General features: G+C 44.0%; 12 protein-coding genes. 6 read left to right on the top strand and 6 right to left on the bottom strand.

Going from position 1 to position 15975, the window contains the following annotated elements; all coding sequences use genetic code 11:
* Positions 1 to 5 precede the first annotated feature (5 nt).
* From BCT49_RS18300 to BCT49_RS18290, 3 genes are all read right to left on the bottom strand, one after another.
* Positions 6 to 1232, bottom strand: a complete 1227-nt coding sequence (locus tag BCT49_RS18300) for an ABC transporter substrate-binding protein (RefSeq protein ID WP_102437250.1) — start codon at positions 1230 to 1232, stop codon at positions 6 to 8.
* Between the two features lie 177 nt (positions 1233 to 1409).
* A complete protein-coding gene (locus BCT49_RS18295; RefSeq protein WP_102437248.1) occupies positions 1410 to 2261 on the bottom strand; it encodes a carbohydrate ABC transporter permease in 852 nt (283 codons plus the stop codon).
* Positions 2261 to 3181: a carbohydrate ABC transporter permease gene (locus tag BCT49_RS18290; RefSeq protein ID WP_102437246.1), complete on the bottom strand. Its 921-nt coding sequence runs from the start codon at positions 3179 to 3181 to the stop codon at positions 2261 to 2263. Before BCT49_RS18290 ends, BCT49_RS18295 begins: the two co-directional genes overlap by 1 nt.
* A gap of 296 nt (positions 3182 to 3477) precedes the next feature.
* On the opposite strand from BCT49_RS18290, the gene BCT49_RS18285 reads away from it, so the two are divergent.
* The 3 genes from BCT49_RS18285 to BCT49_RS18275 all read left to right on the top strand — a co-directional run bounded on the left by BCT49_RS18285 (position 3478) and on the right by BCT49_RS18275 (position 6919).
* Positions 3478 to 4560 carry an ABC transporter ATP-binding protein gene (locus BCT49_RS18285; protein WP_102437244.1) on the top strand — a complete coding sequence of 361 codons (1083 nt, stop codon included), beginning with the start codon at positions 3478 to 3480 and terminating at the stop codon, positions 4558 to 4560.
* A gap of 278 nt (positions 4561 to 4838) precedes the next feature.
* Positions 4839 to 6179: an MATE family efflux transporter gene (locus BCT49_RS18280; RefSeq protein ID WP_102437242.1), complete on the top strand. Its 1341-nt coding sequence runs from the start codon at positions 4839 to 4841 to the stop codon at positions 6177 to 6179.
* Positions 6180 to 6616: 437 nt separating this feature from the next.
* Positions 6617 to 6919, top strand: coding sequence for a DUF1330 domain-containing protein (locus tag BCT49_RS18275; RefSeq protein ID WP_050647949.1), 303 nt, complete (start codon positions 6617 to 6619; stop codon positions 6917 to 6919).
* Positions 6920 to 7171: 252 nt separating this feature from the next.
* On the opposite strand, the gene BCT49_RS18270 is transcribed toward BCT49_RS18275, so the two are convergent.
* Both BCT49_RS18270 and BCT49_RS18265 read right to left on the bottom strand, forming a co-directional pair.
* Positions 7172 to 8869, bottom strand: a complete 1698-nt coding sequence (locus tag BCT49_RS18270) for a solute:sodium symporter family transporter (protein WP_102437240.1) — start codon at positions 8867 to 8869, stop codon at positions 7172 to 7174.
* A gap of 101 nt (positions 8870 to 8970) precedes the next feature.
* Entirely contained in the window at positions 8971 to 11073 is a 2103-nt protein-coding gene (locus BCT49_RS18265) for an alpha-galactosidase (protein WP_102437238.1), read from the bottom strand.
* Between the two features lie 248 nt (positions 11074 to 11321).
* Here BCT49_RS18265 and BCT49_RS18260 point away from each other — a divergent pair, with 248 nt between their 5' ends.
* Both BCT49_RS18260 and BCT49_RS18255 read left to right on the top strand, forming a co-directional pair.
* Positions 11322 to 12395, top strand: a complete 1074-nt coding sequence (locus tag BCT49_RS18260) for a LacI family DNA-binding transcriptional regulator (protein ID WP_102437235.1) — start codon at positions 11322 to 11324, stop codon at positions 12393 to 12395.
* A 274-nt stretch (positions 12396 to 12669) separates the two neighbouring features.
* Positions 12670 to 13767 (top strand): phosphatase PAP2 family protein, encoded by a 1098-nt coding sequence (locus BCT49_RS18255; RefSeq protein WP_102437233.1) that lies wholly within the window; start codon positions 12670 to 12672, stop codon positions 13765 to 13767.
* A gap of 30 nt (positions 13768 to 13797) precedes the next feature.
* Here the strand turns inward: BCT49_RS18255 and BCT49_RS18250 are convergent, their stop codons facing one another.
* Positions 13798 to 14727 (bottom strand): LysR family transcriptional regulator, encoded by a 930-nt coding sequence (locus BCT49_RS18250; protein ID WP_102437231.1) that lies wholly within the window; start codon positions 14725 to 14727, stop codon positions 13798 to 13800.
* A gap of 100 nt (positions 14728 to 14827) precedes the next feature.
* Between BCT49_RS18250 and chrA the strand changes: the two genes are divergently transcribed.
* Positions 14828 to 15973, top strand: coding sequence for a chromate efflux transporter (gene chrA, locus BCT49_RS18245; RefSeq protein WP_102437229.1), 1146 nt, complete (start codon positions 14828 to 14830; stop codon positions 15971 to 15973).
* Positions 15974 to 15975: the final 2 nt, after the last annotated feature.

Raw genomic sequence — 15975 nt, 5'->3', positions numbered from 1 at the left:
ACACATTATTTAAAGGCGCGCTTACTCACCTTATCGAGTTTCTTCAATATTTTTTCGATGCGATCAGGGTGAACCATAAACTCTTGGAAGCCCTTCATGCCTTCTTTGGCCATCGCAGGATCGGTATCGCGGTCATAGAACTGAGCCGTACCATCAGTAGAAGCCAGCATTGCTACACCTTTATCTAAGAACGGATCAGATTTCGCTTTGGCTTTATTGTTGGTCGGGATTTGTAGCAGCATCTCATTGATAAGTTGCTGATTTTCCGCACGCGCAACAAACTCTAGGAACTTACGTGCATCTTCCTTATTTTTCGCTTTAGAAGGAATGTGCAACGTATCCATTGGCGCATCTTCTGACATTGGAACGCTTGGATCGATCACAGGGAATTGGAAGAAGTCCATCTTGCCATCTAATTCGGCAGGGAAGTTTGGCGTAATGAAGTTACCCATCAGGTACATCGCTGCCTTGCCGTTGTACAAGAATGGTTGAGCTTCTTGCCAAGAATAAGACGCGTGATTTTCTAAGTAGTAACCAGGCTCAACAAGCTCTGCCCAGTTAGCGAACGTTTTCTTCACTCGCTCATCAGAATAAGGCACCTTGCCTTCCATCAACTGAATGTGGAAATCCAAGCCGTTGGTACGCATGTTGATGTAATCAAACCAACCTGCTGCAGTCCACAGGTACTTAGTACCAATCGCAAACGGTGCAACCCCATTTTCTTTAAGCGTTGCCGATGCCGATTTCAAATCATCCCATGTTTTAGGTTCAGCAATTCCATACTGCTCAAAGATGTCTTTACGGTAGTAGATACCCCATTGATAATACGTATAAGGCACACCAAATTGCTTGCCGTTCACCGTCATTGCAGGTGCGGCTGACGCAAAATCTTGCTGCATATTGTTGTCAGCCCAAGTGTCACTCACATCTTCGAACAAGCCACGGTCAACGAATGCTTTCATTCGGTTACCCGCATACCAAAAAACCACATCCGGCGGCGAAGTGACCAACCAATTACGAATCGTTGTTTTATACGACTCGTGATCGTACAAGTTGTACTTGACCGTAATATCTGGGTTTTCTTTTTCAAAGCGGTTGATGATCTCACCCCACGCTTCTTTCGGCGCAGGATCAGATGCATCAGAGTTGATGACTAAGGTTCCTGCAAACGCTGTTGTAGAAACGGAGGCAGCAAGCACTGCCGTAGCAGCGATATGTTTCACGTATTTCATATTGAGGTCCTTGTTATAGAGCTAAGCTCACTAAGTCCAATTTTTATTGTTTTGTCTCGTAGGGTTATGCGTGTTTTAGTTTCTCTTCAATAATTCATCCATTCGGGATGCCGTTAGCAATAACGACTTAAAGCCGTCGCTATCGCTAGATTCGTGTATCTATTCTTATCTCGTTATTTACCCTTTGGTCGCACCTAATGTCAGGCCAGCAATAAAGTGTTTTTGCATGGTGAAGAAAAGCACGACTGGTGGAATGGCAGCCACGACCGCTCCCGCAGACATAAACTGCCAAGACGCCAACCACTGGCCTTGCAGTGAACTCAACCCCGCCGTTACCGGGCGAACGTCATCACTCTGAACCAGTACTAGTGCCCAGAAGAAATCGTTCCAAATAAAGGTAAACACCAATACGGCTAGCGCAGCTAATGCAGGGCGAACTAAAGGCAGCACCACATGCCAAAATATTTTCCATTCGCTGACTCCCTCTACACGCGCTGCTTCAATCAAGGCATCGGGAATGCCAACAATAAAGTTCCGCATGAACAAGGTACAAAAGCCGGCTTGGAAAGCGATATGGAAGAAAATTAACGCCCAATGAGTATCGTAGAGACCAAGGCCAATCGTTAGATCACGCACTGGAATCATCAAGATTTGGAACGGAACAAAGTTGCCCGCAATGAACATCGCAAATATCCACACATTGGCTTTGAAGTTGTATTTCGCCAAAGCGTACCCGGCCAAAGTCGAGAGAGCGACAGCCCCTGCGACCGCTGGCAGTGTGATGATCAAGCTATTAATTAAGTACTGCCCCATTGAGGTCGAGGAAAAAACTTGGGTGTAGTTCTCAATGAACTGAATCTCGCTCGGCCAGCCCCAGTAATTACCTTTGTTGATGTCATCCATCGAACGAATCGACGTCATCATCACGGCGATTAGCGGTAATAACCACATCACGATCGAGATAGGTAACGCGACTCGGTAGCTGATATTAGTAAAGCGACCGGCTTTTTGAATTGGTTGCGGAAACATTATTTTTCACTCCTTAACATGCGCCACAAGAAGTAAGCGATATAGATATCCATAATCAGAAACAGCACCACAGACACCGCCGCACCGTAACCCATTCGATAGTTAAAAATAGACTCTTCATACATTTGATACGCCAATACTGTCGAGCTTCCCCAAGGTCCACCCGCCGTCATGGTTGCCACTAAATCGAAAGAACGAAGGGCACCAATCACGGTCACGACCACAGCAATAAACGTCGCAGGTCTTAATTGAGGAAGTACCACATACCACAACATGCGCCACTTCTTCGCGCCATCCAGTCGCGCCGCTTCTAATTGCTCTGGATCGAGGTTGTTCAACCCCGTGAGATACAAGATCATGCAGTAAGAAATTTGTGGCCATAGGCCTGCAGCAATGATTCCATAGGTCACATAGTCTTCATCAGCAAGTATTGAAACGGGCTCAAAACCGAAGGCACCCAGTACCATGTTGAAAAGACCAAATGACGGGTCATAGAACCAAGAAAATACGAGGCCGACCACCACTTGAGAAATAACAAAGGGGAAAAAGAATAAGGATTTAACGACACGAATGCCTTTCACTTGTTGGTTTAAGAAAAGGGCAATCGCCAAGCCACAAGGTGGCGCGAGCATAAAGAAGATCAACCAAAGAAAGTTATTCGTTAAGGAGGTGTAGAACGCCTCTGAGTCAAACAGTTCGCGATAGTTCTCGAGCCCTACCCACTCTTTCTCACCGAGCCCGTCCCACTCAAAGAAACTGAGCCAAATGCTGTCCAAGATCGGATAAACAACATAGAGAGAAAAGATGGCAATAGCAGGTGCCAAGAACAACCAAGGCGATACCTTAGAACTAATACGTCTTTTCTTTTTAGCAGATGGGATGCGATTTTCTGGGTATATCGTTTTCACAGATTGCTCCATTTCCCGGAATTCCTTGTCTTCAAAGCTTCATTTACTATTTGATAAATTTCCACCTAGATTTCTAAATTTAATCTAGCAACTCAGCATTTATGGTAATTACGTTCAAATATTAGGCTTATTGATAATATTACGCACGGTTATGTTTTATTTTTGTAAACGTTTCCACAAAAATCAGTATGATTTGTAAAATTTGTATGACCCCGATCAATAATTTATCCGAGGCATCTAACAAATTTCTGATGAAAGCGTATGTTTTAAAGGCAAAGTGATGTAGTCCAACGAAGCAAGGAGAGAGCATGGCTGATATCAGCTTAAAACAGGTCATCAAACGATATGGTGATGTTCAAACGATCCATGGTGTTGATCTAGAAATAAGTAACGGCGAATTCGTAGTATTCGTTGGGCCGTCTGGTTGTGGTAAATCAACCCTCTTACGCTTAGTTGCTGGCTTGGAAGAGATTACTGAAGGTGAGATCCATATTGGCGATGATCTTGTTAATGATGTCGATCCTGCCGAGCGTGGCGTGGCGATGGTATTCCAATCCTACGCCCTTTATCCGCATATGACCGTTGAAGAAAATATGGGCTTTGGACTTAAAATGAACGGAGTTGCCAAAGAAACCGTCGAGAAGCAAGTCACCAGTGCCGCGAAAACACTTCAGCTAGAACCTTTATTGAAACGTAAACCTAAAGAGTTATCGGGTGGACAACGTCAACGTGTCGCTATCGGTCGAGCGATAGTTCGTAACCCAAGAGTGTTCTTATTTGACGAACCTCTGTCTAACCTAGATGCTGAACTTCGTGTCGATATGCGCTTACAAATCGCCAAATTGCATCAAGATCTGCAAAATACCATGATTTACGTAACGCACGACCAAGTGGAAGCGATGACGCTTGCCGACAAAATCGTCGTGCTGAGAGACGGTCGAGTGGAACAAGTTGGCTCACCTCTCGAACTGTATCACGCCCCTCAAAATGAATTTGTGGCAGGCTTTATTGGTTCACCGAAAATGAACTTCTTACCTTGTTTGGTCAATAGCACCTCTGATACTCATGCCCAACTGACCGTTAATGGCTTGAGTAAAATTACTCTGCCATTGCCAAGTGATGGCCTTGCTGAAGGACAAAAGCTGACGCTTGGTATTCGACCAGAACATTTGGAGATCAATGGCGATTCTGATATCACGATTGAATTCCAGAGTGAGGTAGTAGAACGATTGGGCAACAGTACGTATATGTTTGGTCAATCATGTGGTGTTGATAGCTTTAAAGTGCACCTCCCCGGGGATCAAGAAGTCACACGTTATCAGTCTCTCAATCTAAATTTCGCATCAAAAGATTGCCATCTGTTTGATGCTGAAGGTCAGCGTATTAACTAGACCTTTCAAACGGTAAAGCTGGCTAGAAAGGCTAGCTTTACCTCGTTATTAATTCACCGTTATCACCTCTTCTTTATTGCTTACCTCTCTTCTTTACTTCTTGTCTCTCTATGAAACGATTCAAAAAATTTCATGCACTCTACTTAGTTTTTGGGTTTAACGACCTTATTGGTATTTTCTTTACCCTTAACCGCTATCCGGACATTAATTTGATAGTCGTTTACTCAATAATGGCTAAACTATAGTGTCGCCTCCCCCTTTTTTTTGAGAAAACCTAAATGCCTAATGCTGATTCCACCCTAAACAAACGCATGGGAATCGTTGCGCTCACCTGGCCAATTTTTATCGAAGTTCTTCTAAGAACCGCACTCAACACCAGTGATGTATTCATGCTGTCGGGATACTCAGACAAAGCCGTGTCTGCCGTTGGTGTTATCTCTCAGATATCCTTTTTTCTGATCATCGTATCCACCATGGTCAGCAGTGGCACAGGCATCCTCATCGCTCAATACAACGGTGCATCTCGTAGCCAAGAGAGCGCTCATGTAGGCGTAGCGAGTATTATCTTAGCCATTGTTACTGGCGTGTTGTTGAGCATTATCGCCGTTCTTGGCGCTGAATATTTTATCCCGCTCTATCAACTGGAAGCTCAAGTCGAACAGTACGCTCAAGAGTACCTATTCATCAGTGGCGCACTAACCTTCAATGTGACGATAGGAGTGGTTCTCACCACAATTCTACGTAGCCATGGTTATTCGAAATCGCCAATGGTCATCAATTTGATTGCTGGTGTTATCAACGTATTCGGAAACTATTGCGCACTCTACCAACCATTTGGACTGCCCGTTTACGGCGTACAAGGGGTGGCGACCGCAACTGTGATTAGCCAATTAATCGGCATGTTTATCTTGATTGGTGTGGTGAGAAGTAAAGGTATTGAGCTGCCAATGAAGCAGTTCAAATCTGTGCCTAAAGCCATCTATCAAAAAATCATTAAGATCGGCTCAATGAATGCGGGAGAAGTACTCTCTTACAACATGGCGCAGATCAGCATTACCTTCTTTGTGGTGCAAATGGGCACTTCTTCATTGGCGGCGTTTACCTACGCGCAAAATATCGCTCGCCTCTCTTTTGCCTTTGCACTGGCGATTGGTCAGGGTAGCCAAATTCAAACTGGATACTACATAGGCAAAGGTTGGATAGATGAAATAGCCAACCGTGTACAACGCTATTTTGTGGTTGGTTTCATCGCCTCTATCAGCATTACCTGCGTGGTCTATATTTTCCGATTCGAGATTTTGGATCTCTTCACTCAAGATCCAGAGATCATCGCACTGACTGCCGCACTCATCGCTGGCTCGATACTTTTAGAAGGTGGTCGCGTATTTAATTTGATTTTCATCTCTTGCTTGAAAGCCGCAGGCGATATTAAGTTTCCTATCAAAATGGGAATACTCAGTATGTGGGGCATTGGCGTTGCGATGAGCTACTTACTTGGCGTGCATTGGGGTTATGGCGTGTTAGGAGCGTGGATGGCGATAGCAATGGATGAATGGTTCCGAGGAATCATTATGGCGTATCGTTGGAGAACAAGAAAATGGACTCGCTTCTCTTTATAGCCCAACAAATACAATAATTAATCATGGGTATATTTACTGCCAATACAATACGTTAGGCATCTCAGTTATCGCTACTGAGGTGCCCTGATAGTATTTGGCCTATGATGTTCCTTTCCCTATTTTCGCTGTACTGCCTTTGTCAGCCTTTATCTGCCGCCGAACAATACGCCCTGCCTGTAATCACCTAGCCTCTAGTCACCCAACTCTCTTCTTCACCCTTTATCTAATATAAAAACGGCTACTTGAAAGCCGAATTATCAACATTTCCTATATAAAGATTCTGCAATCGTAGGGATTATCAAACAGGTTCTCTCGAACTACTATTATTCCATCGGCTAGCCAAAACGTTAGCAAAATAGCTATCAATTACTATCCATAACTACCAATAACTAAAGTGCGCATGCTCGCTCAGAGTGCACAACGTGGAGAACATCATTATGTCTTACTACTCAGTATTAGAAGTCACACCCACTACAGACGCATGGGTTGCAGATTACATTGCGCCTGCAAACAAACTGGTGGCGCAATACGGCGGTAAATATCTAGCGCGCACTTCTAGCCACGAACGCCTTGAAGGCGACGCAGAACAACCTGCACTTCGCATCATCATTGAGTGGCCATCAAAGCAAGCCGCGGTAGATTTCATGAACGATCCAGGTTACGTACCACACCTAGCTGCACGTACTGCGGGTTCAGTTAGCCACCACGCACTTATCGAAGGCAAAGACGACCTAGCGTAATTAGGAGTCTAAATTCTGGTTAACGGTTATCGCTCAACATAACTGTCTCCAAATACAGAAAAGCCGCACCATCATTTGATGGTGCGGCTTTTTTGTTGGCGTTAATTCTTACTAAGATTGAGAGCTATGAGTGTTAATAACTATTAGTCTTAACAGTAATTAGCCTATGATGATCTTTTTACTTTTCAAACCATGATTAACTCTAATTATCAAACTGTTAGCAGTTAGCAGTTAGCAGTTAAGTTAGGAAAATTAGACCGTAGCTTCAACGGCTTTCTTGCGCTTTGCTAAGCGTGCTGCAATACCGAACAACATTACAATGCCACATACACCGTACACTTGCATGATGGTTGGATCATCCGAGACAAAACCAACATCAGAGAACATCACATAAGCGCCTAGCACCATGTAAAGAATGATCGCTGAAGCTTCGAAACGGAACGCCCAAAGCGTAACATCAATGTTTTCATTCACAGGCATCACATAATCATCTTCACGTGGCATAAAGTAGCCAATGATGAACATCAGCGCCGTACATACAACAAACAGAATCGCCAGTTGGTGTAAGAAGTGAATGGGCGTTTTGAACACTAACTGCATCGCAGCGTATGAACTTACAAACACCACCAGCGCAACTTTAGCCGCCACAGCAGGTACACGTTTAGAGACATAGCCCACAAACACAATCGTAAAAATTGGCACGCTGAAGAAGCCCGCTACCATCTGTAGGTATTGGAACAGGCCTTCAGGCGCATACATGATGAACGGTGCAATGCACACAGAGATAATCGCGATCACAACACCGAAGATACGGCCTTTACCCACCAACTCTTCATCCGTTTTACCTTGACCAAACAAAGGCTTGTAGACATTCAATGCAAACAGAGTGGTCGAACTGTTAAGCACACCATTAAATGTACTTAGGATGGCGCCAAACATCACCGCAACAAAGAAACCGACTAATGGTTTAGGCAAGACTTCGTTTACCAAGCGCGTGTACATGGTGTCTGGATTACCAGCATCTGCGCCAAACATGTGGAATGCAATGATGCCAGGAATGATTAGGAACAACGGAGAGATAACCTTAATTGCCCCCGCAAGAATCACCCCTTTCTGGCCTTCTTTTAAGTTCTTAGCACCCAACGCACGCTGGATGATTGATTGATCCGTACCCCAGTAGTAAAGGTTCACAAGTAAAAGACCGGTAAACAAGGTTGAGAACGGCAGTGGATCGGTCTCTGTACCAACCGATTGCAGTTTCTCTGGCGCAGCGTACAACAGCGTATCTAAGCCAGCACCAAAACTGCCCTCCCCTAATGCCATCAAGCCAAAAACAGGGATCATCAAGCCGCCAATAATAAGACCAACCCCATTAATAGTATCGGCAATCACGACCGCTTTGAGTCCACCATAAATCGCGTAAAAGAAACCAAGTAGGCCGATTGTTGCTGAAATTAGGGCAATAGAGCTGAACTCTGAAATATTGAGCAGAGCTTGAACATCAAAGATCTCACCGAGAACAACGGCACCGGCATAAAGTGTGGTTGGCAAGATATTGATGACGTACTGGCACAAGAAAAGTAACGTCACAAACTTCTTCACCGACATGTCGTAACGACTCTCTAGAAAGTCAGGAATCGTCGTGATCCCTTGCTTGAGGTAACGCGGTACCAGCATCAGAGCGATGATTACTAAGGTGACACCAGACGCCACTTCCCAACCCATGACACTCATGTTGTGGGTATAAGCTTGTGCACTCATGCCAACAAAGCTAGTCGCGCTCAAGTTGGTCAAAATTAGGGAGCTGGCAATCAAACCACCGGTTAAGCTTCTTCCACCGAGAAAGAAACCGTCTTGTGAGGTGTTCTTGTCATTTTTAACTTTGTTGTAGGTAAACGCGACAACAAAACCAGTAAATAACAAGAATGACAGCAGAACTGTAATAGACATTTTGTTTTCCTTAAGTTTAGTTATTGCGGCAGCAATTCCTCGCTGCCGATTATATTTTTATATTTAGAATTTTATTTGTAGGGGTACTCAGAGTTAGCGCTTCATATCTTTTTCAGATGAACAATCAAGGCTGACTCTGGGTCTAGAATCGGTAAGGTCAATCCAATTTCCTTGAGATTATCGCCACTCAGGGTTAACGTTTTGTCGAGCCATTGAGGGCGTTGTTTCATCAACTGGAAACTGGTTTTTGGCATGTCCACTAACTTCACTTGATACATCGCGTTGTCTTCCACGCAGCTAATACGAAGTGGCGAAGGCAGAGCATATTCAGGCATAGCTAATTGGCACACGGTGATCAGCATTTCATCGTCATTTTCAACGCCATAAATGTTCTGATTTTTGTCCGAAGGATCCATTCGGAAACTACGACCAGAATGCAAAACATGACGAAATTGCTTATGCAGTGAAATGTAATGTGAGAATGCTTGTTTCTCTTCCGGTGACTCTTTAACAGGGTCAAGCTCAACTCCCATGTGCCCCATGAGTGCAGTTACACCACGCATATTGATGCTGTGACGACGATTTGTTGAGTGGCATTCTGCTGGGCCGATGTGCGCTCCCATTACTTCTGGCGGGAAGAAGTAACTCATGCCTTTCTGAATGGCTTGGCGCTCTAAGGCATCATTACAATCTGATGCCCAGAAACGATGGGTTCGTTTTAGAATTTCAAAATCGATACGACCACCACCCGAAGAACAAGATTCAATCTCGACTTCTGGGTGCGCTCGATTCAACTCATCAACAAGGCGGTATAGCGCTTTCGTTTGACCATGCACCGCAGCCTTACCTTGATGCCCAGGTTGAACCAACTCTCGGTTCATGTCCCACTTAAGGTAAGTGATGTTGTATCGAGTCAAAAGCGCATTAAGGCGTTCATACAAGTAGTTAAAGCACGCTTCATTTTGTAGGTCTAACACGTATTGCCAACGACCAGACGGTTGATGATAGCCTTGTAAACCAAGCACCCAATCAGGGTGATTTCGGTAAAGATTAGAATCTTGGCTTACCATCTCAGGTTCAACCCAAAGGCCAAACTCCATACCCTGTTGGTTTACATGTTCAATTACAGGCTCTAAGCCATTTGGATATTTCACCTCATCCAAATACCAGTCGCCCAGTGCGGTACGTTCACCATCACGCCCCACAAACCAACCATCATCAATAATGAAACGTTCAACACCCATCACGCCCGCTTCCGTTGCCATCTTTATGATGTAGTCAGGCTTGTGATCAAAGTAGATCCCTTCCCATGTATTCAAGTGAACGGGACGAGGTTTATCGGTTGGGAATTGAATAATGTTGTCGCGAACAAATTGCTGAAAGCGTTGCGCGATGCCATTTAAACCTGAGTTGCTGTAACAACCAAACAACCAAGGCGTTTCGTAGCTTGCTTGAGATTCGAGAATGGATTCGCCTGCAAGTAACAACTCACCAGCTTGAACAAAACGGCGACCATCACTACGAACATCGGCGCGCATTTGGTGGTTACCGCTCCAACCCAAATGAAATCCCCACACCAAACCATGTTGCTCTGAGAACCCTTGAGTCCCTGCAAACATCCCCGGAAAGTTTTCGTGAGATGTGCGACCACGACGGTTTTCTTGCATGAAGCCACCGTGTTCAAAGTGCTGTCGTTGCGTTTGAAACTCATGACACCAACGGCCATGGAACGTCATGAGCTCGTTGGCATGATTTGGCAATGGCAACGTGGAAGAAAGCTTGTTCAGGTAGTATTTATTGCTACCGTTATTGGTGACGGTTACACGCTTTTGGACAACGTCAGATTCGAAATCCAGTTTGATCTCAACCTTAAGCTCCAATAGAGCAACCTTGTCTTCAAGGAAAAAACTCACTTCTTGATCTTGAGCGTCATAACGAACGGTCTTAAAGACGGGAGCCCAATCAAGTCCTTCTCGATGACCTTCAATGCCAGGAGCGTTAAAGTGTCCACTACCTAACTCAGGGCAAAGAGAAAGTGGCACATCCACATCAAGTCGAGCTTGAGAAATCGGCCTCTCTGTCGAAAGAAGAAGATCTTCATCAATACTTGCGATCTTTGCCCCCCAATGCAAAACCTCTGGAACACGCCCTGATTTAATGATCAAACTATGATTTTTACTCTTTAAATGAATAAATTCGTTCATTACTAATCTCTATTGTTTTCGTAAACATAATATAGAAATAATAGTGAACCCATCACGCTAGATTAGTATCCAATATCGACAAAATCGTGATGTAAATTGGCTTTAACATTCGAAAAACTTGCACAAGATCGACTGTTTCCGGAAACATTTTTAATGTTTTAAAAGACATTTATTTGAGAGTGAGCAGAGTTTAGTTTGGTAAATTTCGGTAGTCTTATTTCACTCTAAAATATTCGATGAGCAGAGCGATGAGTATCACCTTCAAAGACGTAGCAAAACTGGCAGGGGTATCCACCCAGACAGTATCTCGAGTAACTAATGGCTCACAAGACGTCGCGGAATCCACCCGCAACAAGGTTAACGCCGCCATAAAGCACCTTGGTTATGTACCCAATAAAGGTGCTCAAATGCTCAGTCGAGCCAAGTCCACCAGCGTTGGTTTAGTCACTCTCGATATGGCACTACATGGCGCAGCAATGATCGCAAATGGCGTGCGAATGCAAGCTCATGACATGAGTTATGGCGTCGCTTTCTCTGTTGTTTCCGAGCCCAATCTCGCGAACACCCGTGAGGCAATCCGTGAACTGATGGCTCAACAGGTCGACAGCATTATTCTGAATGTGCCTTTAAAGAGTGCCGATGCAGAATTGTTAGTGGAGCAGTATCAGCACCTCAACCTAATCTTCATTGATGTCCCTTCTAACAGCCAAGTGAACTATGTTTGCGGTGATCATGCGGAAGGAGCAAAACTGGCGGCTCAACATCTACTTGAGAGCGGACGAACGGAATTCCTGCTGATCACTGGCCCAAACGAATCCAGCGCCTCAAAGATTCGTCATCAAAGTTGGTTAGCCGCGTTATCAGATGCAGAAAGTAAGGTGCAGTACCAATATCAAGGAAACTGGCAAGCAGAAAGTGGTTATCTTGGCGTTCGAGAAGCTGTCGCTAAACAAGCCGTATTTGATGCCGTGTTAGTGGCAAGTGATCAGATGGCATTAGGTGCTTTACGTGCGCTGCAAGAACTGCAAATTCCAGTCCCTGACAAGGTTGCGGTCGTCGGCTTTGATGGCATCGACGACAGTGCATTTTTTAATCCACCACTGACCACCATCAAACAGGACTTCACTACGATTGGCCGACAAGCTGTGGTACTTGCAGAGAAGCTCAACGCCAACTCACAAGATGCCTTACTGCAGCACCATATCGAAACGGCATTACTCCCAAGAGAAAGCAGCCAACCTAAGGTGACGGCTCACTATGAAAAACAAGAGATCGAGCAACTGCTAAAAAGGATTCAGACCCTTTTGCCAGAATCGATATAAAAGAAAAAGCGCTAGGGGGAGCTAGCGCTTTAAGACCAACTAAGTCCGTTTAGCCTGGTAGTTTTTTAAGCTATATCATGAAGATATAACCAATTTTTTTACTTAGGTAAATCAAAAAGCCTATTCTTTACGACTGCTTTGAGTCGTAAATTAAGTATAGTCGGGTTGTGAAAAATGGAAGGATTTATTTCGTTTATTTTTACCCCAGACACAAGGTTGAAAAGTAGAAAACCAGCTCAAATGAACTAACCTTTAATCATGATAGGAAATCTTGATGAAGGGCTATATGGATTCAGAGACGACAAGCGCCAAACCCGTTCCTCAAAAAGAAAGCTCGAACTTGTTATCGTCTTTACTTCATGAATTCAGAAGAAACAAACTGATTTTGTATTATGTTGCATTTACGACACCGTTAACGTTAGTTGTTAATTATTTCGTGCCTCATGAAGTTCGATACAACATATATACCTACTTAGAGATCTTAGCCACGGTCTGTTACGTCACCTTTATTTTATGGGCGACATACTACTACTGCCATTTATTGTTCAATCGAGAAAAAAGACCCACTAAACAATTCATCAATAAAATCAAAACTCTGTTGTTTCCAGTATCAAAGCCGATCTACTTTATTTTATTAATGCTCGTCTTAAACATCTCATTCTCTAGCTATACCTTCTTAAAATCAGTCATTCCTTACCTCAATCCATATTTTTTAGATCTCGATTTTTACCATTTAGATAAATGGTTGCACTTTGGCATTTCACCTTGGGAAATCACCCACTTTTTTTTACCGAATTCAATAGCTTCACTCGCCATCAACATCTTGTACAACTTGTGGTTTTTTATCATATGGGGAATGCTGCTTTATTTTGTCATTTACCGTAAAGATGACCAACTTCGCAACCAGTTTTTACTCACATTCTTAAGTTCATGGTTTATCATTGGGAACATAATGGCGACCCTTCTGTCATCAGCAGGCCCTGTTTTTATTAGTCACTTCAATGACCAAGATTTGTATCTTCCTTTGATGCAAAGATTAAACATGCAGAGCGCAGAACTCACTGAACGTGGCTTTATGTCTTTGTGGGCACTCAGTACTCAAGATGCGCTTTGGGCAAGCTACGTTGGAGGTATTGGAGATATAGGGACTGGCATCTCAGCCATGCCCAGCATGCATGTAACCATATCCGTTCTGATTGCGATGACATCATTCAAATTGAATAAGAACCTCGGTTACATAGCGTGGATTTACGCCTTCTTTATTCAGGTTGGGTCGGTACATTTGGCATGGCATTACGCTGTTGACGGCTATATCGGCGCACTAATGGTCATCGCTCTTTGGCACTTGATAGGTTACTTGCTTAGAAGATAGGCGAGAACCTCCAAAGGAACTCACCACCAATCACTCAACAGCAATGACAATCTCAACCGATTGGGAGATCACTTTCCTCAAGTGAGAATTCTTGTCGTCTAATTGCTTTCCCTTACGATAAACAAGCTGTATATCAAAATCAGGGACGTCTATCGGCGGAGTGACGGCTATCAGTGAACTATCGACATTAGGGGCATTTCTAGCGACTAACTTAGGCACAATGCACAATAGCTTTCTGCCACTGATCAATCGTTTTACCGTTAAGAAGTTGCTTGATGCAATTGCCACTTTTCTAGTGTAGCCCAACTCAGACAATTTAGTATCAACTGCCGTTTTTAAGGCACCACTAGGAGACACTAAGGCGTGCTCCACAGAGACAAATGATTGCAGTGACATAGGCAACTCAACATCCAACACTGATTCATCTAGCAAGCAAACATGTTGCTCGGTGTAGAGAAGTTCTGTGCCATACAATTTAGGCACTTCACCAAAACTGCCGATCGCAATATCTAGCTTAGCCTCTTCAAATACCTGCTGGTAATTGGTTCGATTAACGTTAAGAAATGCGACTTGAGAGTTTGGCGAAGCTTGTTTAATAAAATCAAAGATCATTGGGCCAAACATCTGTTCTGCGTAATCGGTAAGTCCGATCTTCCAACTTCCTTTATAACTATCAACTTCAAACCTTTTGGACAACAGAACTTCGGATTGAATAGTATTAAGCAACGCATCAACGGTGCTTGATAATTCAATGGCTCGATCGGTCGCTTCCATCTTGCTACCAACTCGTTCAAATAAAGGATCATCAAACAGCTTTCGCAATCTTTGTAAGCTATGACTCATCGCTGATTGGCTGACATAACAACGTTCTGCCGCCTTACTAACACTGTTTGTTTTATATAGAGCTTGCAGTGCAATCAATAAGTTAAGGTCAATTCCTTTCCAGTTAAAATCAGCCACAAACCAATCCCATATTATTCATAGTTATAATTAAAACAATTAATTTGAATCATAGTTCAACTCCACCTAAATTACGCTAAACATTTATCTGGAATCGATCATGCTTTCAATTTTTAAAACCTTTTTCTGGCTTGGCTGGATTAGCTTTGGTGGACCAGCGGCACATATTGGCTACTTCCGTAAAACCTTTGTTGAGAAACTGAATTGGTTATCCGACGAAGAGTACGGGCAAATTGTCGCCCTCAGTCAATTTTTACCGGGTCCAGGCTCAAGCCAAGTTGGCTTCGCAGTTGGCTATAAAAAAGGTGGCTTAACCGGTGCGATTGCCGCATTTGTTGGCTTCACCTCCCCTTCTGTCATCCTAATGTTGATATTGGCCTTAGTGAGCAACCAGTTGTTGGAAGCGCCGCTTTTCATTTCAATCATCCACGGACTTAAGCTGCTCGCGGTCGTGGTTGTAGCTGACGCCACTTTCGGCATGTACAAAAACTTTTGCCAATCAAAGGTAGCAACAGCACTGTGTATGATCACCGCTATTGTTCTACTTTTGATTCCTGGGATCTGGCCTCAAGTCTTAGTGCTCCTATTTGCAGCAATCATTGGCAGCAAATTTTTAACCTCACAAGACTTAAAAACAACGCCTTCGACACATAAGATATCCATAACTCCGCTTGTTATTTTTATAGCACTATTAGTTGGTTTACCTCTGTTCAGTGCATATTCTCAAGGCATCGAAGTGTTTGGGTTATTTTACCAAGCAGGCAGTTTGGTATTCGGTGGCGGTCACGTGGTTCTTCCGCTGCTACAGAATGGTATTGGCGACCAACTGTCTCAAGATACTTTCCTAACAGGCTATGCTGCTGCGCAAGCGGTTCCTGGCCCGATGTTTACATTAGCGACTTACCTCGGTTATGTCTTAATGCCATCGGCACCAATTACAGGCGCACTGCTCGCAACAATTGCCGTGTTCTTGCCAGGCTTCTTGTTGTTACTGGGTGTACTGAAGAACTGGCAGGCAATTGCGAGTAAGCCTCTAGTTGCTGGTGCGCTTACAGGTGTGAATGCAGCAGTTGTTGGTCTATTACTTGCAGCTCTATACCAACCCATCTTCACAAGCGCAGTGAGCAGCGGCATAGACTTCGCTCTGATCATTGTTGGTGTTTGGCTACTGAAAACCGTGAAGATGCCGATTGTAGGTTTAGTTGGTACCTTTATCGCAGCTGGTGCGATGCTTAACTATTTATAATT

Origin of the sequence: Vibrio lentus (assembly GCF_002875945.1) — a bacterium.
Classification (GTDB): Bacteria; Pseudomonadota; Gammaproteobacteria; order Enterobacterales; family Vibrionaceae; genus Vibrio; species Vibrio apostichopi.
Note: the sequence above shows the minus strand (reverse complement) of the source record. Positions and strands in the feature narration are given on the sequence as shown.

Bases quoted from the DNA above. Each gene is read 5' to 3' on its own strand.
- BCT49_RS18300 (WP_102437250.1), bottom strand. From the start codon at position 1,232: ATGAAATACGTGAAACATATCGCTGCTACGGCAGTGCTTGCTGCCTCC.
- BCT49_RS18295 (WP_102437248.1), bottom strand. From the start codon at position 2,261: ATGTTTCCGCAACCAATTCAAAAAGCCGGTCGCTTTACTAATATCAGC.
- BCT49_RS18290 (WP_102437246.1), bottom strand. From the start codon at position 3,181: ATGGAGCAATCTGTGAAAACGATATACCCAGAAAATCGCATCCCATCT.
- BCT49_RS18285 (WP_102437244.1), top strand. From the start codon at position 3,478: ATGGCTGATATCAGCTTAAAACAGGTCATCAAACGATATGGTGATGTT.
- BCT49_RS18280 (WP_102437242.1), top strand. From the start codon at position 4,839: ATGCCTAATGCTGATTCCACCCTAAACAAACGCATGGGAATCGTTGCG.
- BCT49_RS18275 (WP_050647949.1), top strand. From the start codon at position 6,617: ATGTCTTACTACTCAGTATTAGAAGTCACACCCACTACAGACGCATGG.
- BCT49_RS18270 (WP_102437240.1), bottom strand. From the start codon at position 8,869: ATGTCTATTACAGTTCTGCTGTCATTCTTGTTATTTACTGGTTTTGTT.
- BCT49_RS18265 (WP_102437238.1), bottom strand. From the start codon at position 11,073: ATGAACGAATTTATTCATTTAAAGAGTAAAAATCATAGTTTGATCATT.
- BCT49_RS18260 (WP_102437235.1), top strand. From the start codon at position 11,322: ATGAGTATCACCTTCAAAGACGTAGCAAAACTGGCAGGGGTATCCACC.
- BCT49_RS18255 (WP_102437233.1), top strand. From the start codon at position 12,670: ATGAAGGGCTATATGGATTCAGAGACGACAAGCGCCAAACCCGTTCCT.
- chrA (WP_102437229.1), top strand. From the start codon at position 14,828: ATGCTTTCAATTTTTAAAACCTTTTTCTGGCTTGGCTGGATTAGCTTT.